Origin of the sequence: Nocardia sp. NPDC058499 (genome assembly GCF_042719915.1) — a bacterium.
Classification (GTDB): Bacteria; Actinomycetota; Actinomycetes; order Mycobacteriales; family Mycobacteriaceae; genus Nocardia.
On sequence record NZ_JBHXMZ010000002.1, the window covers coordinates 657841 to 680219 of the forward strand.

Annotated in this window: 18 protein-coding genes and 1 pseudogene; 7 read left to right on the forward strand and 12 right to left on the reverse strand. The window is 67.9% G+C overall.

Translation table 11 applies throughout. From position 1 onward, the window contains the following. Positions 1–136 precede the first annotated feature (136 nt). Positions 137–769 (forward strand): 5,6-dimethylbenzimidazole synthase, encoded by a 633-nt coding sequence (gene bluB / locus ACFWPH_RS08150; RefSeq protein ID WP_378749453.1) that lies wholly within the window; start codon positions 137–139, stop codon positions 767–769. Positions 770–814: 45 nt separating this feature from the next. Here the strand turns inward: bluB and hpf are convergent, their stop codons facing one another. From hpf to cofD, 12 genes and pseudogenes are all read right to left on the reverse strand, one after another. Further along, positions 815–1534 (reverse strand): ribosome hibernation-promoting factor, HPF/YfiA family, encoded by a 720-nt coding sequence (gene hpf / locus ACFWPH_RS08155; RefSeq protein WP_378748860.1) that lies wholly within the window; start codon positions 1532–1534, stop codon positions 815–817. Positions 1535–1722: 188 nt separating this feature from the next. After that, complete coding sequence (locus ACFWPH_RS08160; RefSeq protein WP_378748861.1) at positions 1723–2355, reverse strand: ComF family protein; 633 nt, start codon at positions 2353–2355, stop codon at positions 1723–1725. 53 nt (positions 2356–2408) lie between these two features. After that, positions 2409–4223: an MtrAB system accessory lipoprotein LpqB gene (gene lpqB, locus ACFWPH_RS08165; RefSeq protein ID WP_378748862.1), complete on the reverse strand. Its 1815-nt coding sequence runs from the start codon at positions 4221–4223 to the stop codon at positions 2409–2411. Between the two features lie 1031 nt (positions 4224–5254). Next, positions 5255–6916, reverse strand: a pseudogene (gene mtrB / locus ACFWPH_RS08170) (MtrAB system histidine kinase MtrB); the annotation flags it as partial. Positions 6917–6952: 36 nt separating this feature from the next. After that, positions 6953–7630: an MtrAB system response regulator MtrA gene (gene mtrA / locus ACFWPH_RS08175; RefSeq protein WP_033243239.1), complete on the reverse strand. Its 678-nt coding sequence runs from the start codon at positions 7628–7630 to the stop codon at positions 6953–6955. Between the two features lie 78 nt (positions 7631–7708). After that, the gene (locus ACFWPH_RS08180; protein WP_378748863.1) at positions 7709–8380 is read right to left on the reverse strand and encodes a dTMP kinase; all 672 of its coding nucleotides are present in this window, start codon (positions 8378–8380) and stop codon (positions 7709–7711) included. 79 nt (positions 8381–8459) lie between these two features. Further along, positions 8460–9941 (reverse strand): adenosylhomocysteinase, encoded by a 1482-nt coding sequence (ahcY, locus tag ACFWPH_RS08185; protein ID WP_378748864.1) that lies wholly within the window; start codon positions 9939–9941, stop codon positions 8460–8462. A 128-nt stretch (positions 9942–10069) separates the two neighbouring features. Then, on the reverse strand, positions 10070–11137 hold the full coding sequence (locus tag ACFWPH_RS08190; protein ID WP_378749455.1) for an alkane 1-monooxygenase: 1068 nt from the start codon (positions 11135–11137) through the stop codon (positions 10070–10072). A gap of 317 nt (positions 11138–11454) precedes the next feature. Further along, positions 11455–12090, reverse strand: a complete 636-nt coding sequence (locus ACFWPH_RS08195; RefSeq protein WP_378748865.1) for a TetR/AcrR family transcriptional regulator — start codon at positions 12088–12090, stop codon at positions 11455–11457. A gap of 94 nt (positions 12091–12184) precedes the next feature. Then, positions 12185–12706 carry an NUDIX hydrolase gene (locus tag ACFWPH_RS08200; protein WP_378748866.1) on the reverse strand — a complete coding sequence of 174 codons (522 nt, stop codon included), beginning with the start codon at positions 12704–12706 and terminating at the stop codon, positions 12185–12187. Continuing rightward, entirely contained in the window at positions 12703–14070 is a 1368-nt protein-coding gene (locus ACFWPH_RS08205; protein WP_378748867.1) for a coenzyme F420-0:L-glutamate ligase, read from the reverse strand. Before ACFWPH_RS08205 ends, ACFWPH_RS08200 begins: the two co-directional genes overlap by 4 nt. Continuing rightward, positions 14067–15065, reverse strand: a complete 999-nt coding sequence (gene cofD, locus ACFWPH_RS08210; RefSeq protein ID WP_378748868.1) for a 2-phospho-L-lactate transferase — start codon at positions 15063–15065, stop codon at positions 14067–14069. Before cofD ends, ACFWPH_RS08205 begins: the two co-directional genes overlap by 4 nt. Positions 15066–15577: 512 nt before the next feature. On the opposite strand from cofD, the gene ACFWPH_RS08215 reads away from it, so the two are divergent. From ACFWPH_RS08215 to manA, 6 genes are all read left to right on the forward strand, one after another. Further along, a complete protein-coding gene (locus ACFWPH_RS08215) occupies positions 15578–15811 on the forward strand; it encodes a WhiB family transcriptional regulator (RefSeq protein ID WP_033243613.1) in 234 nt (77 codons plus the stop codon). 84 nt (positions 15812–15895) lie between these two features. Beyond that, positions 15896–16375, forward strand: a complete 480-nt coding sequence (locus ACFWPH_RS08220; protein WP_168433861.1) for a metallopeptidase family protein — start codon at positions 15896–15898, stop codon at positions 16373–16375. 999 nt (positions 16376–17374) lie between these two features. After that, positions 17375–17749 (forward strand): DUF3499 domain-containing protein, encoded by a 375-nt coding sequence (locus ACFWPH_RS08225; RefSeq protein ID WP_081595732.1) that lies wholly within the window; start codon positions 17375–17377, stop codon positions 17747–17749. 494 nt (positions 17750–18243) lie between these two features. Then, entirely contained in the window at positions 18244–19620 is a 1377-nt protein-coding gene (locus ACFWPH_RS08230; protein ID WP_378748869.1) for a phosphomannomutase/phosphoglucomutase, read from the forward strand. A 117-nt stretch (positions 19621–19737) separates the two neighbouring features. Continuing rightward, positions 19738–20937 (forward strand): tobH protein, encoded by a 1200-nt coding sequence (locus ACFWPH_RS08235; RefSeq protein WP_378748870.1) that lies wholly within the window; start codon positions 19738–19740, stop codon positions 20935–20937. Then, complete coding sequence (gene manA, locus ACFWPH_RS08240; protein ID WP_378748871.1) at positions 20937–22145, forward strand: mannose-6-phosphate isomerase, class I; 1209 nt, start codon at positions 20937–20939, stop codon at positions 22143–22145. Before ACFWPH_RS08235 ends, manA begins: the two co-directional genes overlap by 1 nt. Positions 22146–22379: the final 234 nt, after the last annotated feature.

A 22379-nucleotide genomic window follows, 5' to 3' on the forward strand; every position in this document is an offset into this window, starting at 1 on the left:
CCAGTAATGGCCCGCGCATGGCGTGCGGGCCATTACTGCTGTCACGTCGGGAAGCAGGTCGGTAAGACGCGAAGCGCGCGAACATGCCCGGTGGACCCCGGGCACCGGCGATACTGGCGTGGTGGGTGCTGTGGAGATGAGTTTGTACGAGGCGATCCGGACGCGGCGTGATGTCCGCGCCGAGTTCACCGGGGAATTGGTAGACGATGCGGTGCTGTGGCGCATCCTCGAGGCGGCGCATTGCGCACCGAGCGTCGGAAACTCCCAGCCATGGGATTTCGTGCTCGTACGCAATCGGGCCACCCTGCGGAAGTTCGCGGCCCATGTTGCGGAGAAGCGGCTCGAATTCGCCCGGTCGCTGCCGGCCGAGCGCGCCGCGACCTTCGACCCGATCAAAATCGAGGGGATCGAGGAGAGCGGTACCGGGATCGTAGTCGTCCACGACGACGCCCGCGGTGGCCCACATATCCTCGGCCGCGCGTCCGTCCCGGAGACCGGCGTCTACTCGACGATCCTCGCGATCCAGAACCTGTGGCTGGCCGCGACCGCGGAACAGATCGGGGTCGGCTGGGTCTCGTTCTACGATGCGCCGTTCCTCGCCGAACTCATCGATCTGCCCGCCGGGATCCGGCCGGTGGCCTGGCTCTGTATCGGCCCGGTGAGCGAATTCCAGCGCCTCCCCGACCTCGAGCGTTTCGGCTGGCGGGACAGGCGGGAACTGGCCGACGCCGTGCACTACGAGGGCTACGAGGCCGGGCGCGGACAATGAGCCAGCCGGCCGGCCCGTACGGGACCGGCCGGCTGTGCTCTCGGCTTATGCGAGCCTGATCAGGCCGTAGTCGAATGCGTGCCGGCGGTACACCACCGACGGCCGATCGGATTCCTTGTCCTGGAAGAGGAAGAAATCGTGACCTACCAATTCCATCTGGTAGAGCGCGTCGTCGACAGTCATCGGCACGGCCGGGTGCACCTTGGTGCGCACAATATGGCCGGGACCCTCGTATTCGGGGTAGTCGGCGGCGAAATCCGCCCGCTTCGTACTGTGCGGTGAATGATCGTGGGAGGATCCGGGCAGCTCACCCGGCAGACTCTCCTCGGCCAGATCCGCGGTGGCGTCGTGCACCGATACGGGGGTCTTCTCACCGTAGTGCACTCGCCGCCGATCCTTCGTGCGACGCAGCCGGCTCTCGAGCTTGGCCGTGACCGCCTCGAAGGCGGCGTAGAAACTGTCCGCGCAGGCCTCGGCCCGCACGATCGGGCCCTTACCGCGCGCGGTGATCTCCACCCGCTGGCAGCTCTTGCGTTGACGACGATTGCGTTCGTGGAAGAGTTCCACGTCGAACAGGAAGATCGAGGGATCGAAGCGTTCCAGCCGGGACAGCTTGTCCGACACATAGATTCGGTAATGGTCGGGGACCTCGACGTTGCGACCCTTGACCACGATATCGGCGCGGGTCTCTCGTGGGCGGTCGAGCTGGTCTTCCAGCTGCGGCTGGACTGTGTCCTGAACTGAAGGTCGTGAAGATGTCGTCACGCGTACCTCCCGGATCTGGCCGCACACGTCCGATGCGCGCGGCGGGATGAACGTTGCCGGCCGCGTCCCATCAGTCGGCCGGCATTCGAATCGCAGGCCCACCTCCAAACTCCCGGAACGGGGTGTGTGAACGCGACGCTAGTACGCCGATCCCAGGTTCGCCACTGTTCACGCAAATTCCGGGGGATTCACGCGGCGCAGGTCACCAAGATGTCATCGACGTATGTACCGACGGCAGCCAGAGCCCCGGCGCACGCCCGGACCGTGGACCCTGTTGTCAGCACATCGTCGACCAAGACGACCTGCGCCTTCGCCGCCCCGGCGGGTAGCGGTACCGCGCGGATCCGACCACGTAAATTGCGATCGCGCTCACGCGCCGACAGACCGGCCGAATCGCGGACTCCCCACCAGACTCGCAGACACGGCAGCACCTGGCAACCATCCAGCGACCGCGCCGCCGACCGGGCGCAGCGCAGTACCGGATCACCGCCGCGACGCCGGGCCGCGGCCCGCCGGCTCGGCGAAGGTACAAGTATCAGCGGCCGACCGAGGGTCCGCAACTCGGCGAGCCCGGCGGCCAGCGCCAGCCCGAGCGGCTCCGCCAGATCACGCCGGCCGCGTTCCTTCACCGCCAGTACCGCCTGCCGCGCGGGTCCGCGATACGGGCTCAGCGCCCAGCACCGCACACCCGGATCCCGGCGGGGGTGGATACGCACCGGCGGCCCGGCCACGCTGCGCGCGCAGTCGCCGCACCACAGCGTCCCGGGGCGACGGCAACCACCACATTCGGCCGGTAGGACCAGATCCAGAAGTGTCCGCATAGCGGCGAGTGTGCCGCCGGGCACCGACAGACCGGGCGCCGTCCGGCCCCATATCAGCCGGGGAGGATGGGCACCGCGTCCGCGCCGAGCCCGGGAACCTCACGCCAGTACGGATCCCCGCCCTCCGGGGTACGGGTCAGTTCCAGGACCGCTCGCGAATCCGCCACATACTGGCGTTCGATGGAGGCGGTGACCTGGCGGACCGGCGGGGTCAGATTCCGGCCCCCGAGCGAGGACATACCGGAACCGTCGATCTTCACCGTGCGCACCGGGTCCACCGTGCCGCTACCGGCGATGATGATCGTATCGTCGCTGTACCAGTCCAGCGCGGTGGCGGTGGTGGGGAGCTCGATCGCGATCCGCCGCGGTGCGGTGAGCGCATACGTACCGTCCGGCCGGACCACGACCATGGCCAGGTACACATTGCCGTCGGCGATCAGTGCTGCACTCACCCCGTTACGCGAAATCCGCAGTTCGGTGATCGGTCCCTGTATCGGGGTACCGGAACCACCGGCGAACAACTCGGTGGTGTCGACGCCCTGCGGCAGCACCGTGCCGGTTTCCCCGTTGGTGACCGCTCGGATCACCCGATTACCGTCGACAACCGCCCAGGCCGCACTGCCGTCCGCGGTCCAGGACGGGCGCGTGATAGTACCGCCCTCCTCCACCGGGAAGGCGTCGCCGCCGTAACTACCCATCATCAGTGTGCGCTGCGGCTCCGGCGGCTCCCGGCCCGCATCGGCCACCGCCGCGACTCGTTTACCGTCCGGCGACAGCCCCACCGACTGCAGATTCTGCACGGTGCCGAAGTATCCGGGAGCAGGCCGCGGACCGCCGTCCGGTTCGACCTCGACCAGTGTTCCGTCGCGGAGAGCGTGCAGACCCACCTGCGTCTCCGGTCGCAAGGAATCGGCCACCGGGCCCAGATCGGTGACCGACCAGCCCCCTTCGGCGAACCGTTCGTCCAAGGGGCGGCCGTCGGCCAGCAGAATGTAGGGACCGAGAACGTCCGCGGCGGACAGGGTCAGCACCACCTGCGCGGCAAAGAGTTCACGGTCGCGCTGGGACAATTGGCCGATACCGGAGAAGTCGATCCGCACGCCGCCGAGACCGACCCCGACACCCACCGGATCACCGTTGGCTTTGGTGATCGTGCCGCGCACAGCCGCGGGCGGACTCAGATAATTACGCACCACGGGGGCGATATACGGCTGGGGACCGGCGATCAGCATATCGATCAGCCGCCGGGTCAGATCGTCCGGCCGCACCGAAACCCAGCGCAGGTCCGGCGCCACATGCCGGCCGTCGGCGGTGACGAAATACAGGGCGTGCCGCCGGTAGGACTGGGTGAAGGCGGTGTACTCCATGACCACGCCGTCGGGCAGTTCGTCGATCCGCCATTCGCCGTCGACCCGGGTCATCTCGATTTTGTGCTCGATGATCCCGTCGGCCACATGGTAGGAACCGTCCTCGGCGAGCTCACCCACCTTCCGGGCGCGCAGGACATACGTCGCCTCGTTCTCGGAACGGGATTCACGCAGCGTATCGGCGCGCTCGACGATGACATGCGATTCCTCGTCGTTCCACTGGGTGGAGGCGGCCGGCGTCATGTACTGCCGGGCCGCGAGATGCCCGTCGGCGGGGTCGGCGGTGGCCTGCAGGAAATCGCGCAACAGCAGATCCGGGTCGCGACCCTGCATCGGCGGCGGCGGCCCCGCCGCCGTCGGCTCCTGATTGATGGTGCCCAGCGCCTGCGGCTGCGAGGAGTCCGGCAGATTCGCGCAACCGGCGACAACCACCAGCCCCGCCACGGCGACGACTGCGGTCAGCAGCCGGAACCAGCGTGAGCATCGGGGTCGCACGGTCATGATTTCTGGTCTCCGCTGTCGGTGAACACGATCGGGGGCGCAGATTCGGCGGAATCTGTCGCGGGCGAATCGGGTCCACGTGTGGGGCGGTCGCTCTCCACCGCCCCGGGTCTGTCCTCACCCGGGGCGTTCGCTCCCCGGCTGCCCGCACCGGCTTCCGCCGTACCCGGACCGCCGACCCCGGGCACCTCGGCACCCACCGGACCGACTCCACCGGGCGCTGCCGCACCTGCACCACCCCCACCGGCTTCGGCCGCACCGGAGGCCTCGGCGCCCGGGCTCTCCGCAACAGGACCGCCCCCGGCAGATCCGGCGGCACCTGCTTCGTCCCCAGCGATTTCAGTCGCGCCGCGGGCTACGACGCCCGGACCGCTCGCAGTAGCGTTACCGCCGGCTTCAGCCGCACCAGGGCCGCTGCCCTCGCCAGGCCTATCCGCACCCGAGGTCGCGGCACCCGGCCTATCCGCAGCCGGACTGTCTCCGCCGGGCCCGGCGGCGCCTGGGCTGCCGCCGGTGACTTCGGCCGCCCCCGGGCCGCCTCCCACACCAGGGCCGTCCGCACCGGTTCCGGGGGTACCGGTGGACTCGCTACCCGGGCTGTCCGCGGGCCGGTCACCGCGACCGGCCGCATCCGCGCTTACCCCATCGGCTGGAGCCGCACCGGAGGGACCGCCATCCGGCCTGTCCGCACCGGGGCCGGTGTCCTCACCAGGTCTGTCCGCATCGGGCCCGGGGGCCTCGGCGCCCGGTCTGTCTGCGTCGGACCCGCCCCTACCGAGCCCGGCGGCACCTACGCTGCCGCCAGCGGCTTCGGCCGGACCGGAGTCCTCGGCACCGGGGCCCTCCGCGGCGGGACTGCCGTCGCTGGATCCGGCGGCATCCATAGTGGAAGCGCCCTCAGTGGACGCGCCCTCGGCGGCGGCCCGGCCGGCTTCCGTCGCGCCCGCGGTCCGGGGAGCCCACGGCTCCGTCTCGGTCACCGGGGGGCCCAGCTCGACTCGCTCGGACCCGTTCTGCTCGCCTTCGGCCTGCGGGCGCCGCGGGGCCTTACGCATACCCGGTTCCAGCGGCAGCGGGCTCTTGCCCATTTTCTGACCGCGCACGAGTGGCAGGGTCAGCCGGAAACTCGCACCGATATTGGGACGTCCCCAGGCCTCGAGTTTTCCGTCGTGCAGATTCGCGTCCTCCACGCTGATCGACAGTCCGAGGCCCGTGCCGCCGGAGCGGCGCATCCGCGACGGGTCGGAACGCCAGAACCTGCTGAAGACCAGCTTCTCCTCCCCCGGCCGCAACCCGACACCCTGGTCCCGGACCACCACCGCCAGCGCATTGACCTCGGTGTCCCCGCGCATCCGGATCAACACCGGTTTGCCCTCGCTGTGGTCGATGGCATTGGCCAGCAGGTTGCGCAGCACCCGCTCCACCCGGCGCGGGTCGACCTCGGCGACCACGGGTTCCTCGGGGAGGTCGATCACGACCTCGACCCCGGCGTCGCGGGCCAGATGCCGCACCGTGGAGATCGCGGCCCGCACACACATCCGTACATCGAGCGATTCCACCTGGAGTTCGGCGACGCCGGCGTCGTGGCGCGAGATCTCGAGCAGATCGTTGAGCAGTCCTTCGAACCGGTCCAGTTCGGTCACCAGCAGTTCGGCGCTGCGCGCCAGCGCGGGATCCAGATCGTCGCTGCTGCCGTGGATGAGATCAGCGGCCATGCGCACCGTGGTCAGCGGTGTCCGTAGTTCGTGGCTCACATCGGAAGTGAAGCGGCGCTGCAGATTGCCGAATTCCTCGAGCTGGTTGATCTGGTTGGACAGGCTTTCGGCCATTTCGTTGAAGGCCTTGGCGAGCCGGGCGATATCGTCGTCGCCGCGCACCAGCATGCGTTCCTTGAGCCTGCCGTCGGCGAACCGTCCGGCGATTCGCGCGGCGGACCGGATGGGCAGGACGACCTGGCGGGTCACCAGGGCGGTGATCGCGGCCAGCAGGATCAGCAGTACCGCACCACCGACCATCATGGTTCCGCGCATCAGCGACAGGCTGCGTTCCTCGTTGGCCAGCGGAAAGATCAGATAGATCTCCAGCGTGGGCACCTCGGCGCTGGGACTGCCGAGGATCAGTGCCCGGCCGCGGTAGCCGTCCGGATCGGAGACATTGGCGAACTGGTAGCTGACCTGATTGCGCTGCACGAACCGCCGTAGCGAATCGGGCACCTGCTTGATGGGCCCGACGGCGATCACCTGCTGCGGCGTTCCACCGATCACGCTCAGTGCCGAATCGAAACTCCCCGCGGCACCGCCGGACCGGCTCGATTCGCGCCGGCTGGACAGCGACTCCCGGGCGTCGGTCAGCCGCTGCTCCTGAGTGGTGACATCGTGCACCCCGGCGAGCTGGCCCTCCACCGTATTGCGGACCCGGTCCATCTCCTCGACACCGGCGTTGATCTTGGCGTCCAGCAGCCGGTCGGTGATCTGGCTGGTCAGCACGACACCGAGCACGGTGATGACGATCAACGACAGCGTCAGAGTCGAAACGATGACCCGCAACTGCAGCGAACGCCGCCAGAGCAGACCCAGTGACCTGGCGGTGTGCTGAAACCATTCGTTCACCGGAGCCAGCGCTTGCCGCAGCCGGTCCCGACGCCCACTCCCGCCCGAATCGCGATCTGTGCGGGACCCTTCGTGGTCGCGCAAGTTACCGCCTCCGGGCCCGGAGCCGACGGCAACCGATCACGGCGGACCGGCCTTGTATCCCACGCCGCGAACGGTCAGCACGATCTCCGGATTCTCCGGATCCTTCTCGACCTTGGCACGTAGTCGCTGAACGTGGACGTTCACCAGGCGGGTATCGGCGGCGTGCCGGTAGCCCCACACCTGTTCCAGCAGGACCTCACGGGTGAAGACCTGCCGCGGTTTGCGCGCGAGCGCCACCAGCAGATCGAATTCCAGCGGGGTCAGCGAGATCTGCGCGCCTTCGCGGGTGACCTTGTGCGCCGGCACATCGATCACGATATCGGCGATATTGAGCAGCTCGGCCGGCTCTTCCTCGGTACGGCGCAACCGCGCACGCACCCGCGCCACGAGTTCCTTCGGCTTGAAGGGTTTGACGATGTAGTCGTCGGCGCCGGACTCCAGGCCGAGCACCACATCGACGGTATCGGTCTTGGCGGTGAGCATCACGATCGGCACACCCGAGTCGGCGCGCAGCACCCGGCATACGTCGATACCGTTCATTCCCGGCAGCATCAGGTCCAGCAGGACCAGGTCGGGCCGGATCTCCCGGACCGCCGACAGTGCCTGGGTGCCGTCGCCGACCACGTGCGGGTCGAAACCCTCACCCCGCAGGACGATGGTGAGCATCTCCGCGAGGGCCATATCGTCGTCGACGACCAGAATCTTCGGCTTCATAGTTACTATGTTGTCATCTCCCGGGCTCGTAACGGGTCGCCACGCCATACATGGCGCGTTCCCGCCGGATATCCAACACTAATTCGCTGGCAATGCGGCGAGCCGCGCGGCCAATGCATTCATTTCGCCGGAGCGTGGGCGGGGACCTTGTTCGCCGGGCCGGAAAACCCACCAGGTTCCGTACCAATCGCGCCGAGCGAGATCACGGTACACCGCGGCGGTGCGTTCCTGTAATCCACCGTCGCGTTCGTAGGCGTCCAGCTCCCGCGTTGCGTCGAGTTCACCGCGCCGGCGGGCGCGTTCGGCCGCGACCTCGACCGGTACGTCCAGCAGCAACTGCACCTGCGGTACCGGCAGGGCGAACCGGCCGAATTCCAATTCCCCCACCCACCGCACGATTTCCCCGTCGGCGTTTTGGCCGAGCCGGGCGGCGTTGTAGGCGGCATTCGAGGCCACGTAGCGGTCCAGTACGACCAAATCGTTGTCGGCCAGCAGTTTCGCCAGTTCGTCGGCGGCTCCGGCGCGGTCCAGCGCGAACAGTGTGGCCATGGCGTTCACCGAGGCGGCGAGATCCCCGTGCGCGCCACGCAGCGCCTCGGCGGCCAGATCCGCATGGACGGACCGGCCGTAGCGCGGGAAGGCCAGGGTCTGCACGTGCAGCCCGCGCTGCTCGAGCGCCGCCACCAGATCGGTGATCAGCGTCCGTTTACCCGCACCGTCGAGGCCCTCCACCGAGACCAGCACACCCATGGTGAGCAGCGTACTCGGACGCCTGTGCCCGCCTGCCGAGGCAGGCGGGCACAGGTGGAGACCGGGAAAGGGTGCCGGATCAGTAGCGGTAGTGCTCCGGCTTGTACGGGCCTTCGACATCGACATTGATGTATTCGGCCTGGTCCTTGCTGAGCTTGGTCAGCGTGCCGCCCAGCGCTTCCACGTGGATGCGGGCGACCTTCTCGTCGAGCACCTTCGGCAGGCGGTAGACCTCGTTGTCGTACTCCTCCGGTTTGGTCCACAGTTCGATCTGCGCGATCACCTGGTTGGAGAAGCTGTTGCTCATCACGAACGACGGGTGGCCGGTGGCGTTGCCCAGATTGAGCAGCCGCCCCTCGGACAGCACGATGATGGACTTACCGGAATCACCGAACGTCCACAGATCGACCTGAGGTTTGATATTCAACCTCGTCGCGCCGGACCGTTCCAGGCCGGCCATATCGATTTCGTTGTCGAAATGGCCGATATTTCCGAGAATGGCCTGGTCCTTCATCGCCCGCATATGGTCGAGGGTGATGATGTCTTTGTTACCGGTCGAGGTGATGACGATATCGGCCTCACCGATGGCCTGTTCCACCGTCACCACGTCGAAGCCGTCCATCAGCCCCTGCAGGGCGTTGATCGGGTCGATCTCGGTGACCTGGACCCGAGCGCCCTGCCCGGCCAGCGATTCCGCGCATCCCTTGCCGACATCGCCGTAGCCACAGATCAGCACCTTCTTACCGCCGATGAGGACATCGGTGCCGCGGTTGATGCCGTCGATCAGCGAATGCCGGGTGCCGTACTTGTTGTCGAACTTGGATTTGGTGACCGAGTCGTTGACATTGATCGCCGGGAAGGACAGTTCACCGGCGGCGGCGAACTGGTACAGGCGCAGCACACCGGTGGTGGTTTCCTCGGTGACGCCCTTGACGCTCTCGGCGATGGCGGACCACTTGCCCTTATCGGTCTCGAACCGCTCGCGCAGCAGGTTCAGGAAGACCGTGTACTCCGCGGAATGCTCCTCGTCGGCCGGCGGCACCACACCCGCCTTCTCGAACTGCGCCCCACGCAGCACCAGCATGGTGGCGTCGCCGCCGTCGTCGAGGATCATATTGGCCGGTTCACCCGGCCAGGTGAGCATCTGTTCGGCCGCCCACCAGTACTCCTCCAGCGTTTCGCCCTTCCAGGCGAACACCGGAGTGCCCTGCGGCTCCTCGACGGTGCCGTGCGGACCGACCACCACGGCCGCCGCGGCGTGATCCTGGGTGGAGAAGATATTGCAGGAGGCCCACCGGACCTCGGCGCCCAGTGCGGTGAGGGTTTCGATCAGCACGGCGGTCTGCACAGTCATATGCAACGAGCCGGAGATGCGGGCGCCTTTCAGCGGCGCGACATCGGCGTATTCGCGGCGCAGGGCCATCAGCCCGGGCATCTCGTGTTCGGCCAGCCGGATCTCCTTGCGGCCGAAATCGGCCAGCGACAGATCCGCGACCTTGTATTCGACGCCGTTGCGGCTATCGGTGCTCAGCGATGTGCGAGGCAATTCGGAGGTCGTCATCAGCGTGGATCAGCCTTCTCTCGGTATCGGTCTCGATCGCAAGGCTAGCCGGTTCGGCGCGGCCGCGGTCCGGCTGGATCGGTTGGTGCCGGTACCGGGCGCGCGGCCGTGCGGCACACCCGTGGGCCTCAGCCGGTGACCATGCCGGGGCCGGGGGAAACCGCAGCCGCGGCCGGCCGTTTGCGGGGCGCGAGATTGATCCGGGTGAGGTCGCCGTCGTAGTGCGCGAGCACCCGTTTGTCCATCACCCGGCGCCACAGCGGCGGGATCATCGCAAGAACCACCATGGCCGCGTATCCGGCGGGAAGCTGCGGGGCCTCGTCGGAACTGCGCAGCGTCTGGTAGCGCCGGCCGGGGTTGGCGTGGTGGTCGCTGTGCCGCTGGAGATGGAACAGGAAGATATTGGTGACGAGCCGATCGCTGTTCCAGCTGTCGCGCGCCGTGCAGCGCCGGTACCGCCCGTTGGGGCGGCGCTCCCGGAGCAACCCGTAGTGCTCGATGTAGTTGACGGTTTCCAGCAGGCCCGCACCCAGCACCGCCTGCAGCAGCAGGTAGGGCAGGATCTGCCAGCCGAAAACCAGCATCAGGCCCCCGAAGAGCACTCCCGTCATCGCCCACGCCTGCAGGATGTGGTTGCGCGGGCTCCACCAGCCGGACCCCGTCCGGCGCAACCGGTCGCGCTCCAGCCGTAGCGCGGAGCGGAATCCCCCGGCCACACTGCGCGGCAGGAATTCCCACAGACTCTCGCCGAACCGGGCACTTGCGGGGTCCTCGGGGGTCGCGACCCGGGCGTGGTGGCCGCGGTTGTGTTCGACGAAGAAGTGGCCGTACCCGGATTGCGCCAGGGCGATCTTGGCCAGCCACCGTTCCAGGCGTTCGACCCGGTGGCCGAGTTCGTGGGCGGCATTGATACCGATCCCGGACACCAGTCCGAGGGTGACGGCCAGACCTATCTTGTCGACGATATCGAGTTCGCTACCGGACCACAGGTACCCGGCCAGGGCGAGGCCGACCAGCTGAATGGGCAGGAAGAGGTAGGTGCACCACCGGTAGTAGCGGTCGTTGGAGAGGGTTTCGTAGTCTTCGTCGCGGGGGTTGGAACCGTCGTCGCCGACCAGCAGGTCGAGCAACGGGATGAGTACCAGGACCATGATCGGCCCGGTCCACCAGAACACCTCGAGGCCGGTGTGCAGCACCAGCTGGGAGGGCAGCAGTGCGGTGGCCGGAGCGATCAGGCCGAGGATCCACAGATGGCGTTTGGGATCGGCCGACCCGGCCGACTTGCCAACCAATTGCACGTTTGCCCCGCTATTGAAAAACCGAACTTGCAGCGGCCTACATATTCGCAGACGCGGTGTCTCCATTGCGTCGTTGTTCGACCCAAACGTGGTGACCGTTACACGCCGGAACCGTGCCCTGCCGCCGTACCCGATGGGCGGCCGGCGGCGAACCCGGCCGGAAACAGGTGAACCCGCGGGTCGCGGCGACTTCTTCTGGTATCTCACGGCCCGGCTCACCGCGCGGGGACTTCCGCTACCGGCCGCCCGGCGAGCACCGCGGCCACATAGGGGCCGAAGACGCTGCCGAGTTCGGCCGGTACGTCGTGTTCCGGCCCGGGTGGGGTGGGGATATAGCTGATCGCCAGCCGCACCAGGGCATGGGCGAAGGTCTCGGCCTGGCCCCTGGTGAAGGCCACCCAGCTACGCTGCATAACACCGATCAGCCGCTCGGTGGCGTGCTCGATCAGCGGACCTGCGTCGAGGGTGATGAGGCGCAGCAGGTCGAGTTTGACCTCGCCGAGCACCAGCGATTGCACCAGCGGATCCTGGGCGGCGTCGCGGAAATAGCTTGCGATGCCGTCGCGGATGGAGGCGTCGGCGTCACCGATGTTGGCGGCGAGCGCCGACTCCACATGGTCGACGAGATCGTCGGCCAAGCGGATGGCATAGGCCTCGGCCAGACCCTGGCGCGAACCGAATTCGTTGTAGAGGGTCTGCCGGCTGACCCCGGCGCCGGCCGCCACCTCGGTGAGGGTGATCTTGGACCAGTCCCGTCGCCCGAGAAGGTCACGCATCGCGTCCAGGATGGCTGTGCGCAGCAACTCACGCGCAGACCCCTGGATGAAATTCCGGGATCCGGTGCTCGGCATGGCAGCGACACTGGCACGAACGACCTGTTCGAGTCAAAGTTTCAAGTTCGTTCGATCGATTACCGCCGTGCCGGGCCCGCGCAGAACGCTCGGATCACGGCAAGAGCACGACGTCGGCGTCCGGCGGCAGGGCATCCACCGGCCACCACCGCAGATCGGTGGATTCCGCGCTGCGCACCGGCACCGCACCGGCCGGGGCGGTGATCCGGAACAGCAGATCCAGATGCCGCGTCGGCACCCCGAGGGAGCAGGTTATCGGATGCGCCTGGGCCGCATAGAGTTCCGGTTCGAGACCCAATCCGTCGATACCGGATTCCTCGGTGGCCTCGCGTAACGCGGCCGCCGCCACCGTCTCGTCGCTCTCCTCGCAGTGCCCGCCGAGCTGGATCCAGCGCCCGACGCGGGGATGTAGCGTCAGCAGGACCTCCCGGCCGTCGTGCGAGAAAACGACGGCCGACGCCGTGATATGACCGGGCGCGTGCTCGCGCAGGCAGCCGCGCGGCGCCGACCCCAGAAAGGCCAATATCGCCTCCCGCAGCGAGGCCTCGGGGCCGCTGCCCGGTTTCCAGCCGGTCAGCAGTTCGACGGCCGAGATGTGCAGCGATTCGGCGCTCACCGTTCCACCAGCCCCGCCGCCGGATCCCGCGGGGAACGAGGCGCGAGCTCCTCGGTGGGATGGCCGACGGCGATGGCGCCCAGCGGGTTCCAGTCGTCGTCCAGGTCCAGGACCGCGCGGGTGACTTCGGGCGCGAAGATGGTCGAACCGATCCAGCAGCTCCCCAGCCCCTCGGCGGCTAGCGCAACCAGCATCCCCTGCACCGCGGCGCCCACCGCGACGGTGAACATGGTCTGTTCCGCGGCGCGGCGGCGATCGTCGGGATAGTCGTGGGCGCCGTCGGGCACGCAGAACGGGATGATCACCTCCGGGGCATCGAAAAGTATGCGCCCGCGGTTCACCCGGCGCTCGACCCGTTCGGCGTCCAGGCCGTCGGCCAGGAGATCGGCCCGCCACTTCTCCGCCATCGCGGTGAGCAGCCGCTCACGGCGGGCCCGGTCGCGTACCCAGACGAACCGCACGGGACGGGTGTGATGCGGCGCGGGGGCCGTCAACGCGACCGCGGTCGCCGACCGGATCTTTTCCGGGTCCACCGGGTCGGCGGTGAAACTGCGCACCGAACGCCGCAGCAGCACCGCTTCTTCCCGGCCGCGCTGCAGGGCCTCGGCGGTCCCGAGCCAGAACAGATCGTCGGTTCCCGCACGAACGAGGTCGGTCGCGGTGGAACCGTCGTCGGTGAGCGTCAGACCGCGGACCACCGCCACCGGCACCGCGCCCAGTTTGCCCTTCACCAGATCGGCGGCCGCGGCGAGTTCGTCGGCGATCGCGACCTGGGTGACCTGCAGTTCGTTGCCCTGGCCGTCCACGGTGCCCGAATAGTCGTGCAGTACACGTAGTCCCGCCGAGCCGATCGCGACATCGGTCTGGCCGTTGCGCCAGGCGCGACCCATCGTGTCGGTGACCACCACCGCCACATTCACACCGAGCCGGGTCGCCAGTGCCGAACGCAATCCTTTCGCGCTGCCGTCGGGGTCGGCGGGAAGCAGGACGAGTTCGCCGCTTTCGACATTGGACCCGTCCACCCCGGAGGCAGCCTGCACGATGCCGAGCCGGTTCTCGGTGATCAGGGTGCGACCGCGGCGGGCCACGACCCGCACCGATTCCTGCTCCACCAGCCGCCGCCGCGCTGCATCGCGCTCCTCCGGATCGGTTGGTGCGGCGGCGATCCGCCCCTCCGCCTTGGCGACGATCTTGCTGGTGACCACCAGGACATCGCCGTCGGCCAGCCACGGAGCGCAGGTGGCGATATGTTCGGCGAGGTCGTCACCGGGCCGGAATTCGGGTAATCCGGTGATCGGGAGAATGCGTAATTCCGCGGCGGCATGATCGGCAATTACCTCGGCGAAAGACTCGGCACCGGTCACGGTTTCACTCCTGCCAGCTCGAGAGCCGCACGCACCATTTCGGCGGTGGCCGGCGGATCGGTCATCAACAGCGGAACGCTGCGCACCTGCACCCCCGGGACGTCGGCGGTATCGGTGGTGTGGATCAGCCAGCCGTCGAGAATGCCGGTGGCCGAACGTGATCCGTAGTGCCGGCCGACCGCCTCGGCGGAGGTCTCCACTCCGATCACCGACAGGCATTCGTCGGCCATACCGCGCAGCGGCTTCCCATCGATCACCGGCGATACGCCGATCACCGGGGCCGCGGTGGTGCGCAATGCGCCCCGGATTCCGGGCACCGAGAGGATGGAGCCCACGCTCACAACAGGGTTCGAGGGGGCCAGTAATACGATATCCGCATCGGCTATGAGTTCGATCACATTCGGTGCCGGCTTGGCTTCATCGGCCCCGATTGTGGCGAATCCATGAGTTCGAACGTCGGCCCGGTACCGAACCCACCACTCCTGGAAATGGATCGCGCGGCGTTCGCTGGGGCTCTCCGGGTCGCTGATAACAACATGCGTTTCACAGCGATCGTCGGTTGCCGGGATGAGTTCGACACCCGGTTGCCACCGATTACACAGCGCCTCGGTAACCGCCGAGAGCGGATAGCCGGCGCGCAACATTTCGGTGCGAACCAGATGCGTGGCGATATCCCGATCCCCCAGCCCGAACCAGTCCGGCTGAGCATGGTATTTCGCCAACTCTTCCTTCGCGTGCCAGGTTTCCCCCAGCCGGCCCCAGCCGCGCTCGGGGTCTATTCCGCCGCCGAGGGTATACATGCAGGTATCGAGGTCGGGGCAAATTCTCAACCCGTGCATCCAGACGTCATCGCCCACATTGACGATGGCCGAAACCTTCGCTTCGGGCAGCAGCTCCCGTACACCCAGCAGGAACCGCGCGCCACCGACTCCGCCGACCAGGACGACGATACGGGGACCATTGGCGGGCCCGATGTCCGCTTGTTGTGAAGTCACATCTGTACACCCTATGCGGCTCGGGAAATAGTGCGTCTTCCGCTATATTTGCCGGTCATTTGCTATTCGGGTCACAAGATCGACTCGGAATGCCGCGCGGGATAGTAACGGAATAGTGACGGTGGCTTGACCATCACACCCGGCGGCGTGTCTAATCACAGACATGTCATTCCGGATGGCGCTGGAAGTTCAAGGCGCGAACGGAAACTCGAACAGATGTTCGAATTGGAATGACGGGCTCGGGGAAGTCCGCGAGACAACATCGCGGAGTTAGGCCGTCGATATGCGTGTGGATCGACGGAAAGAAATCATTCTGCGCTAACACACAGTGAGGAGGCGGAGCGATGGCCGAAGAACTGGCCCCGGCCGGCATTCCGGTGGGTGTATCGCGAACCGATTCCACAGCAGGCGCAGCACGAGGCGTCGCTGCTGACAACGGCTGGACCGATCGCGATCGGAGTGAGCGAGAATCGACGCCCCGGCTCAGCCTTATCGTGACCGGTTTCGACGAGATGTTCGACTCCATCGAGGAACAGTGGCAGGAACGCGCATTGTGCGCGGAAACCGATCCGGAAGCGTTCTTCCCTGAGAAGGGCGGCTCCACACGCGAAGCCAAACGCATCTGCATGGGATGCGAGGTTCGCGACGAATGCCTGGAATACGCGCTCGCACACGATGAACGGTTCGGAATCTGGGGCGGCCTGTCGGAGCGGGAGCGCCGGCGCCTCAAGCGCGGTATCGGCTGACGACACCGCTCGCGTCGGTGCGCCCCGGAGCAGGTAGCCGGGGCGGGCCGTCGCGGTCGGCGATCGGTGACTAACGTTCGAGTCATGGCACGATCCCGCAATCGCAGACCCCCGACCGCCCGGTCGGTGAGCCGCCGCGGTCGCGGCGTGCGCGGACCCATGCTTCCTCCCACGGTCCCGGCCTGGCGCACCCGCGGCCAGAAATTCGATCGCCTGGTACTCGAGGCGTTCGCGCCACTGGACACCCGCTGGCACGACCGGCTCACCAAACTGGATATCGCCGTCGACGATGTCCCGAAAATACGCCCGCTGCACCCGGATTCGGTCACCTGGCCGGACGAGGTGGTCGCCGACGGCCCGGTCCCGCTGTCGCGGCTCATCCCGGCCGGCGTCGACCGGCACGGCACCCCCATCCGCGCACGCGTCGTCCTGTTCCGCAAACCCCTCGAATTACGCGCGGGCGACCCGGAGGATCTGGTGGACCTGCTGCGCGAAGTACTGGTCCAGCAGATCGCCACCTACCTCGGCGTCGACCCGGACGTCATCGACCCCGAACCGGAATAGCCGTCGTCGCTCTGCCACGCCACAAAGTTCTACAACCTCGAATACACCCGCCAGACGCGGAACCAGCGAACCGAGACCCCGGCCTGAACGTCGGGCACCACGATCACAGGACAATCTCGCCCCGACCGCCCGCACAGCAATTGCCCCAAGTTATCTGCCCACCCCTGGACCACGGGGTGGGGCCCGCCCGGTTCTGGAGCGACGGAGCGGGGGAGCGAAGCGGAGGAGCGCAGGAGTGAAGAACCGGGCCTATAAGGGCCCCACCCTCGAGACGCGGAGCGTCTCCAAAATCACAGCCCGCCCCTTCACGGACGGTCGACCCCGACAGCACCGTAGCCACACGCGCCCCGCGCCCCGCGCCCCGCAGTGCAGTTCCACATCACACCCACCCAGGGCGCCCCGCGATGCACTTCGAAATCACACCCACCCGCGCCGCGGTGGACTCCAGAACACACCACCTCCATCGAAGGTCCACCCACCAGCATTCCAACCAGACCCCACCGCCGCGCCGCAGTGCGCTCCAAAGCACACCCCTCCTCTCCACCGATGGCCCACCCAACAGCACACCAACCGCCCCACCTCCACGCCGCAATGCGCTCCGAAATCGGCACCCCCGCCCTTCACGAACGGTCTACCCCAACAGCACGGTCCCCCACCCCACGCCGCGGTGCACTCCGAATCACAGCCCTGCCCCTTCACGAACGGTCCACCCCGGAAACAGGTCAACAGGGCCCCGCCCCCGCGACGCGGTGCCCTCCGAACCACACCCGGGCGACTCCACCGAGGGCCCTCCCAACAGCACGCCAACTACACCCCACCCCATCCCAACGCCGCAGTGCGCTTCGAAATCACACCCCACCCCTTCTTCACAACCAGTTCGCCCCGAGACCAGGGCCGACAGCGCTCCGATCCCGCGGCCACCGGAGGCGACGCCGAAGTCACAGCGTGTCTGCCCCACCTGTGTCCGTGTTGCGGGTTACTCTCATCGACGTGATCTCCATGCGTCGTTGCTGCCGACCCGGCTGCAAGAATCCGGCCGTCGCGACGCTGACCTATGTTTATTCGGATTCCACCGCGGTGGTGGGTCCGCTGGCGACGGTGGCCGAACCCCATTCCTGGGACCTCTGCGGAACACATGCCTCCCGGATCACCGCCCCCAAGGGCTGGGATATGGTCCGGCACGAAGGCGGTTTCGCCACCAGCCCCGATGACGACGACCTCACGGCGCTGGCCGAGGCCGTCCGCGAAGCCGGCCTACGCCGCCGTCCGCCCGAACCGGAGCAGCGCGGCTACCGCGAGCACACACCTCCCCCGCGCCCGACCCGTACGGGACGCCGTGGACATCTCCGGGTCCTTCCCGACCCACCCAGCTGATCCCGGCGGGCCGAATTCCTGCCGCACCCGACTGCCGGTTCGGCTGTGCCTCTATCACCCAGCAGGTCACATCGACCTCCCGGCGAGGGCGCCGAAGTACTGTCGAGCCGTTCGACGTTCCCATGAATCCTGGACTGGACCTGCGCGGCGGCAGCGCCGTGTTCCGTAGGACACCTGCGTAATTCTCCCGCCACCTGGTCGAACCGGCGCAAGTCGGTCCGCGAGGTCGCCGGCGCAGCAGCGAAACCACCGTTCTCCGAACCGGCTCCACCGGCGGCGGCACTGATCAACATCATTACTCGGCCGGCAGGAGTTGCGAACGGCTGGAGGCGACCGGCGGCGGCGCCGAGGCGTGCGGCCCGGCTCCGGGAACGGATCTCGGCCGGACTGGTCAGCTCGGGCAGGCCGGGGACTGTCCTCGGATCGAGAGCGGGTGGGGCCGGAGGCGCTGCCATGAATACAGCGCTGAAGTGGCACCTACTAGGGTGGTCCCCATGACAGTCGCCCGCCCTGCCGAGTCCGTGAACGCGGTGATCAAGGCCTACGACATCCGCGGCGTCGTCGGGGAACAACTCGATGCCGATTTCGTCCGGGACACCGGCTCCGCGTTCGCTCGGCTCATGCGGGCCGAAGGCGCGCAGCGCATTGTGATCGGTCACGATATGCGCGCCTCGTCGCCGGAGCTGGTGGATGCGTTCGCCGCGGGCGTACTGGCCCAGGGGCTGGACGTGGTGCGGATCGGCCTGGCGTCCACCGACCAGCTGTATTTCGCCTCGGGCACACTCGACTGCCCGGGCGCCATGTTCACCGCCAGCCACAACCCGGCCCGCTACAACGGCATCAAATTGTGCCGGGCGCGGGCGCTGCCGGTCGGTCAGGACACCGGTCTCGCCACCATCGCCGAGGAACTCGTCACCGGTGTGCCCGGCTACGACGGCACACCGGGTACCACCACGGAAACCGATCTGCTCAGCGATTATGCGGTGTTCCTGCGTGATCTGGTGAAGCTGGACGGTATCCGGCCGCTGACCGTCGCGGTGGACGCCGGTAACGGGATGGGCGGGCATACCGTTCCCGCGGTTCTCGGCGCCCTGCCGCAGGTGACGATCGTGCCGCTGTACTTCGAACTGGACGGATCGTTCCCCAACCACGAGGCCAACCCGCTGGACCCGGCGAACCTGGTGGATCTGCAGAAACTGGTCCGGGAATCGGGCGCCGATATCGGGCTGGCGTTCGACGGTGACGCCGACCGCTGTTTCGTCGTCGACGAACAGGGCGATCCGGTGTCGCCCTCCGCGATCACCGCGCTGGTCGCCGAGCGCGAACTCGCCGAGGAGCCCGGTGCCACGATCATCCACAACTTGATCACGTCGCGGTCGGTGCCGGAGCTGGTGACCGAGCTGGGCGGCACCCCGGTGCGATCGCGGGTCGGGCATTCGTTCATCAAACAGCTCATGGCGAGTACGGGGGCGGTTTTCGGCGGAGAGCATTCCGCGCACTACTACTTCCGCGATTTCTGGGGCGCCGATTCCGGCATGCTGGCCGCGCTGCATGTGCTGGCCGCTCTCGGTGAGGACAAACGTCCCGTTTCGGATCTGATGGCCTCCTACACGGGGTACGCCGCCTCGGGTGAGATCAACTCGACCGTCGCCGACGCCGCCGAACGGACCGGCGCGGTGCTCGACGCGTTCGCCGGCCGGGCGGTGGCGGTGGACCGCCTCGACGGCGTGACGGTGCAACTCCCCGAGGACGCCTGGTTCAACCTGCGCGCCTCCAATACCGAACCGCTACTGCGGCTCAACGTCGAAGCGCGCTGTCCGGAGGAAGTAGATGCACTCGTGACCGAGATTCTGCGCATCGTCCGCGCCTGACTGGAATAGTGGAAATACACACCGTGGATTCGCCCGTTCCAGGCCCGGTATCCACGATCCGGGCGGTGGCGGCGGCCGAGACCGAAAACAGCGCGATGAGGGGAGGTGCCACGCCCGATGATCGCTGATACCCCGGTACTCGATCTGGACGATGCCGCAATGCTCGAGGCCGCCGATACCGGCGGCGCCCTCCGTTCGGCCGCATCCGGTGGCGCCCAGGTACGGGCCACCGCCGCAGCCGTGGCCGAGAATGCCCTCGCGGGGCTGGCCGGCCTGCAGCCACGCAGCCTGCTGCTGGTTTCCGGCGCCGGCCGGGCCGGGCGGGCGGCGGGGCTGCTGGCGGCCGCGCTCGGTGACCGGGCCGGATTGCCGCTGGTTCCGGTGAGCACCGTGCCTTCCTGGGCCGGGCCTTTGGATGTCGTACTGGTCAGCGGTGACGATGCCGGGGACCCCCGGCTGATCGATGCGGTGGACCGGGCGGTGCGCCGGGGCGCCGAGGTGGTCGTGGCGGCACCGAACGAAGGGCCGCTGCGGGCCGCTGCGGCCGGACGTGCCGCCGTGCTGGAACCGCGGGTACCGGTGCTCGACGCCAACCGGCTGCTGCGCTACCTCGCGACCGGTATCGCGGTCCTGCGAGCGATCGCTCCCGCCCGGTCGGCCGGTGACCTGCCCGACCTCACCGATCTCGCCGATGTGCTCGATACCGAGGCGCTGCGCGACGGGCCTCAGCACGAGGTGTTCCACAACCCCGCCAAGAACCTCGCCGCCCGCACCCAGCAGCGCGGCCTGATCCTGGCCGGCGACAGCCCCGCGACCACCGAACTCGCGACCCATGCCGCGGAGGTTCTGCTGCAGTCCGCGGGCCGTACCGCCACCGCCGTGGATCTGTCCGTTGCCGTGGCCGCGCTCCCCCAGCTGGTGGATGCGGCCACCGCGGCCGCCCCGGATTACGATCCGCTGTTCCACGACGAGCAGCTCGACGGCCCGCCGCCGGTCGAGAAGAAGCGGATCTTCCTGTGCAGCACCGATACCGATAGCCCGGCCGCGCGTCGCAAACTCGCACTGTTCGGGGGCGCCGGCGGTGGAACGGTCGACGCCGACCTGGTCACGGCCGATATCGAGACGGTCCCGGCGGACCCGTCCCGCGCCGAATCGGGCGATCCGGCCCCGGAGCCGCCCACTCATGCCGGCGCGGAGCTGGAACGCCTCGCGGTGCTGGCGCTGCGCTGGGAGATGACGGCCGCCTACCTGCGGCTCATCGGCGGCCGGGCGGTCGCGGGCGGCGATCCGGACAGGTACGACGGGGGACCGTACTAGTGCACGAACTCGTAGGTGCGTTGCGCTCGTACGCCTGGGGTTCACGCACCGCGCTCGCCGAACTCTGCGGCCGCCCTGTCCCTTCCGCGCATCCGGAGGCCGAACTGTGGTTCGGCGCCCACCCCGCCGACCCCGCCTATATCCGGACCGAGCGCGGTAAACGTTCGCTGCTCGAGGTGGTCTCGGCCGAGCCCGGCCGGGAACTCGGCGCCGCCGCGACCCGTTTCGACGGCCGGTTGCCGTTCCTGCTGAAGATCCTGGCCGCCGAGGAACCGTTGTCGCTGCAGGCGCATCCGAGCGCGCAGCAGGCCGCGGCCGGTTTCGCCCGGGAGAACCGTAATGGGGTGCCGCTGGATTCGCCCATGCGCAACTATCGCGACGACAGCCACAAACCCGAACTCGTCGTGGCACTGGAACGTTTCGAGGCCCTGGCCGGTTTCCGGGATCCGCTGCGCACGGTGGAACTGTTCCGTGCCCTGGGCGTTCCCGAGCTCGGGCAGTACGCCGATCTGCTCGCCGCACAACCCGATTCCGATGGCCTGCGCACCCTGTTCACCAGCTGGATAACGCTGCCGAACACGGTGCTGGACTCGCTGCTGCCCGCCGTTCTGGACGGTTGCGTGCGCTATCTGACCAATGCGGAGCGCGAATTCGCACCGGTCGCCCAGACGACCCTCGAACTCGCCGAAAGCTATCCGGGTGATGCCGGTGTGCTGGCTTCGCTGTTGCTGAACCGGATCACCTTGCAACCCGGGCAGGGTTTGTTCCTCGCCGCCGGTAATCTGCACGCCTATCTGCGCGGCGTCGCGGTCGAGATCATGGCGAACTCGGACAATGTGCTGCGCGGTGGACTCACCCCGAAACACGTCGATGTGCCGGAGTTGCTGAAGGTCCTGGATTTCGAACCCATCGATCTGCCCCTGGTACTACCGGAACCGGCCGGTGACGGTTCGGTGCGCTACCGCGCCCCCGCCCCCGAATTCGCGTTGCGCCGCTTCGATATCACCGAGGGCGCGGCGCTGGTTCCGCTCACCGACGCCGGCCCCGGCATCGTCCTGTGCACCGCCGGTTCGGCACATCTGCTCGACGGTAACTCCGAGGTCCGGCTCGACCGCGGTACCGCGGCGTGGATCTCGGCCACTGATACCGATATTCGCGCCCGAGCCGCCGACGGCCCGGCCACCCTTTTCTGCGCCTGCGTGGGATGAGACGCGGGCACGGCCGGACCCCGTCGGCGTATACCGCCGCCGAAGAGCAGGTCCGCGATGTCATACGCTCGTGCCCAGCCCACGCCTACCGCACCAAACTTCCCGAAATATTCACCACCCCGTGCCGAGTTCAGCGAGGCCCTTATAGGGTTGAGGCCGCGTCGGGGGGGGGGGCACCACACCCCCCGGCGGAGAACCACCAGACCAACAGAGGAAAAAAAAAAACACAAAAAA

Coding starts and splice junctions, on each gene's coding strand:
- bluB (WP_378749453.1), top strand. CDS start 137: ATGAGTTTGTACGAGGCGATCCGGACGCGGCGTGATGTCCGCGCCGAG.
- ACFWPH_RS08160 (WP_378748861.1), bottom strand. CDS start 2,355: ATGCGGACACTTCTGGATCTGGTCCTACCGGCCGAATGTGGTGGTTGC.
- lpqB (WP_378748862.1), bottom strand. CDS start 4,223: ATGACCGTGCGACCCCGATGCTCACGCTGGTTCCGGCTGCTGACCGCA.
- mtrA (WP_033243239.1), bottom strand. CDS start 7,630: ATGAAGCCGAAGATTCTGGTCGTCGACGACGATATGGCCCTCGCGGAG.
- ACFWPH_RS08180 (WP_378748863.1), bottom strand. CDS start 8,380: ATGGGTGTGCTGGTCTCGGTGGAGGGCCTCGACGGTGCGGGTAAACGG.
- ahcY (WP_378748864.1), bottom strand. CDS start 9,941: ATGACGACCTCCGAATTGCCTCGCACATCGCTGAGCACCGATAGCCGC.
- ACFWPH_RS08195 (WP_378748865.1), bottom strand. CDS start 12,090: ATGCCGAGCACCGGATCCCGGAATTTCATCCAGGGGTCTGCGCGTGAG.
- ACFWPH_RS08215 (WP_033243613.1), top strand. CDS start 15,578: ATGTTCGACTCCATCGAGGAACAGTGGCAGGAACGCGCATTGTGCGCG.
- ACFWPH_RS08220 (WP_168433861.1), top strand. CDS start 15,896: ATGGCACGATCCCGCAATCGCAGACCCCCGACCGCCCGGTCGGTGAGC.
- ACFWPH_RS08225 (WP_081595732.1), top strand. CDS start 17,375: ATGCGTCGTTGCTGCCGACCCGGCTGCAAGAATCCGGCCGTCGCGACG.
- ACFWPH_RS08230 (WP_378748869.1), top strand. CDS start 18,244: ATGACAGTCGCCCGCCCTGCCGAGTCCGTGAACGCGGTGATCAAGGCC.
- ACFWPH_RS08235 (WP_378748870.1), top strand. CDS start 19,738: ATGATCGCTGATACCCCGGTACTCGATCTGGACGATGCCGCAATGCTC.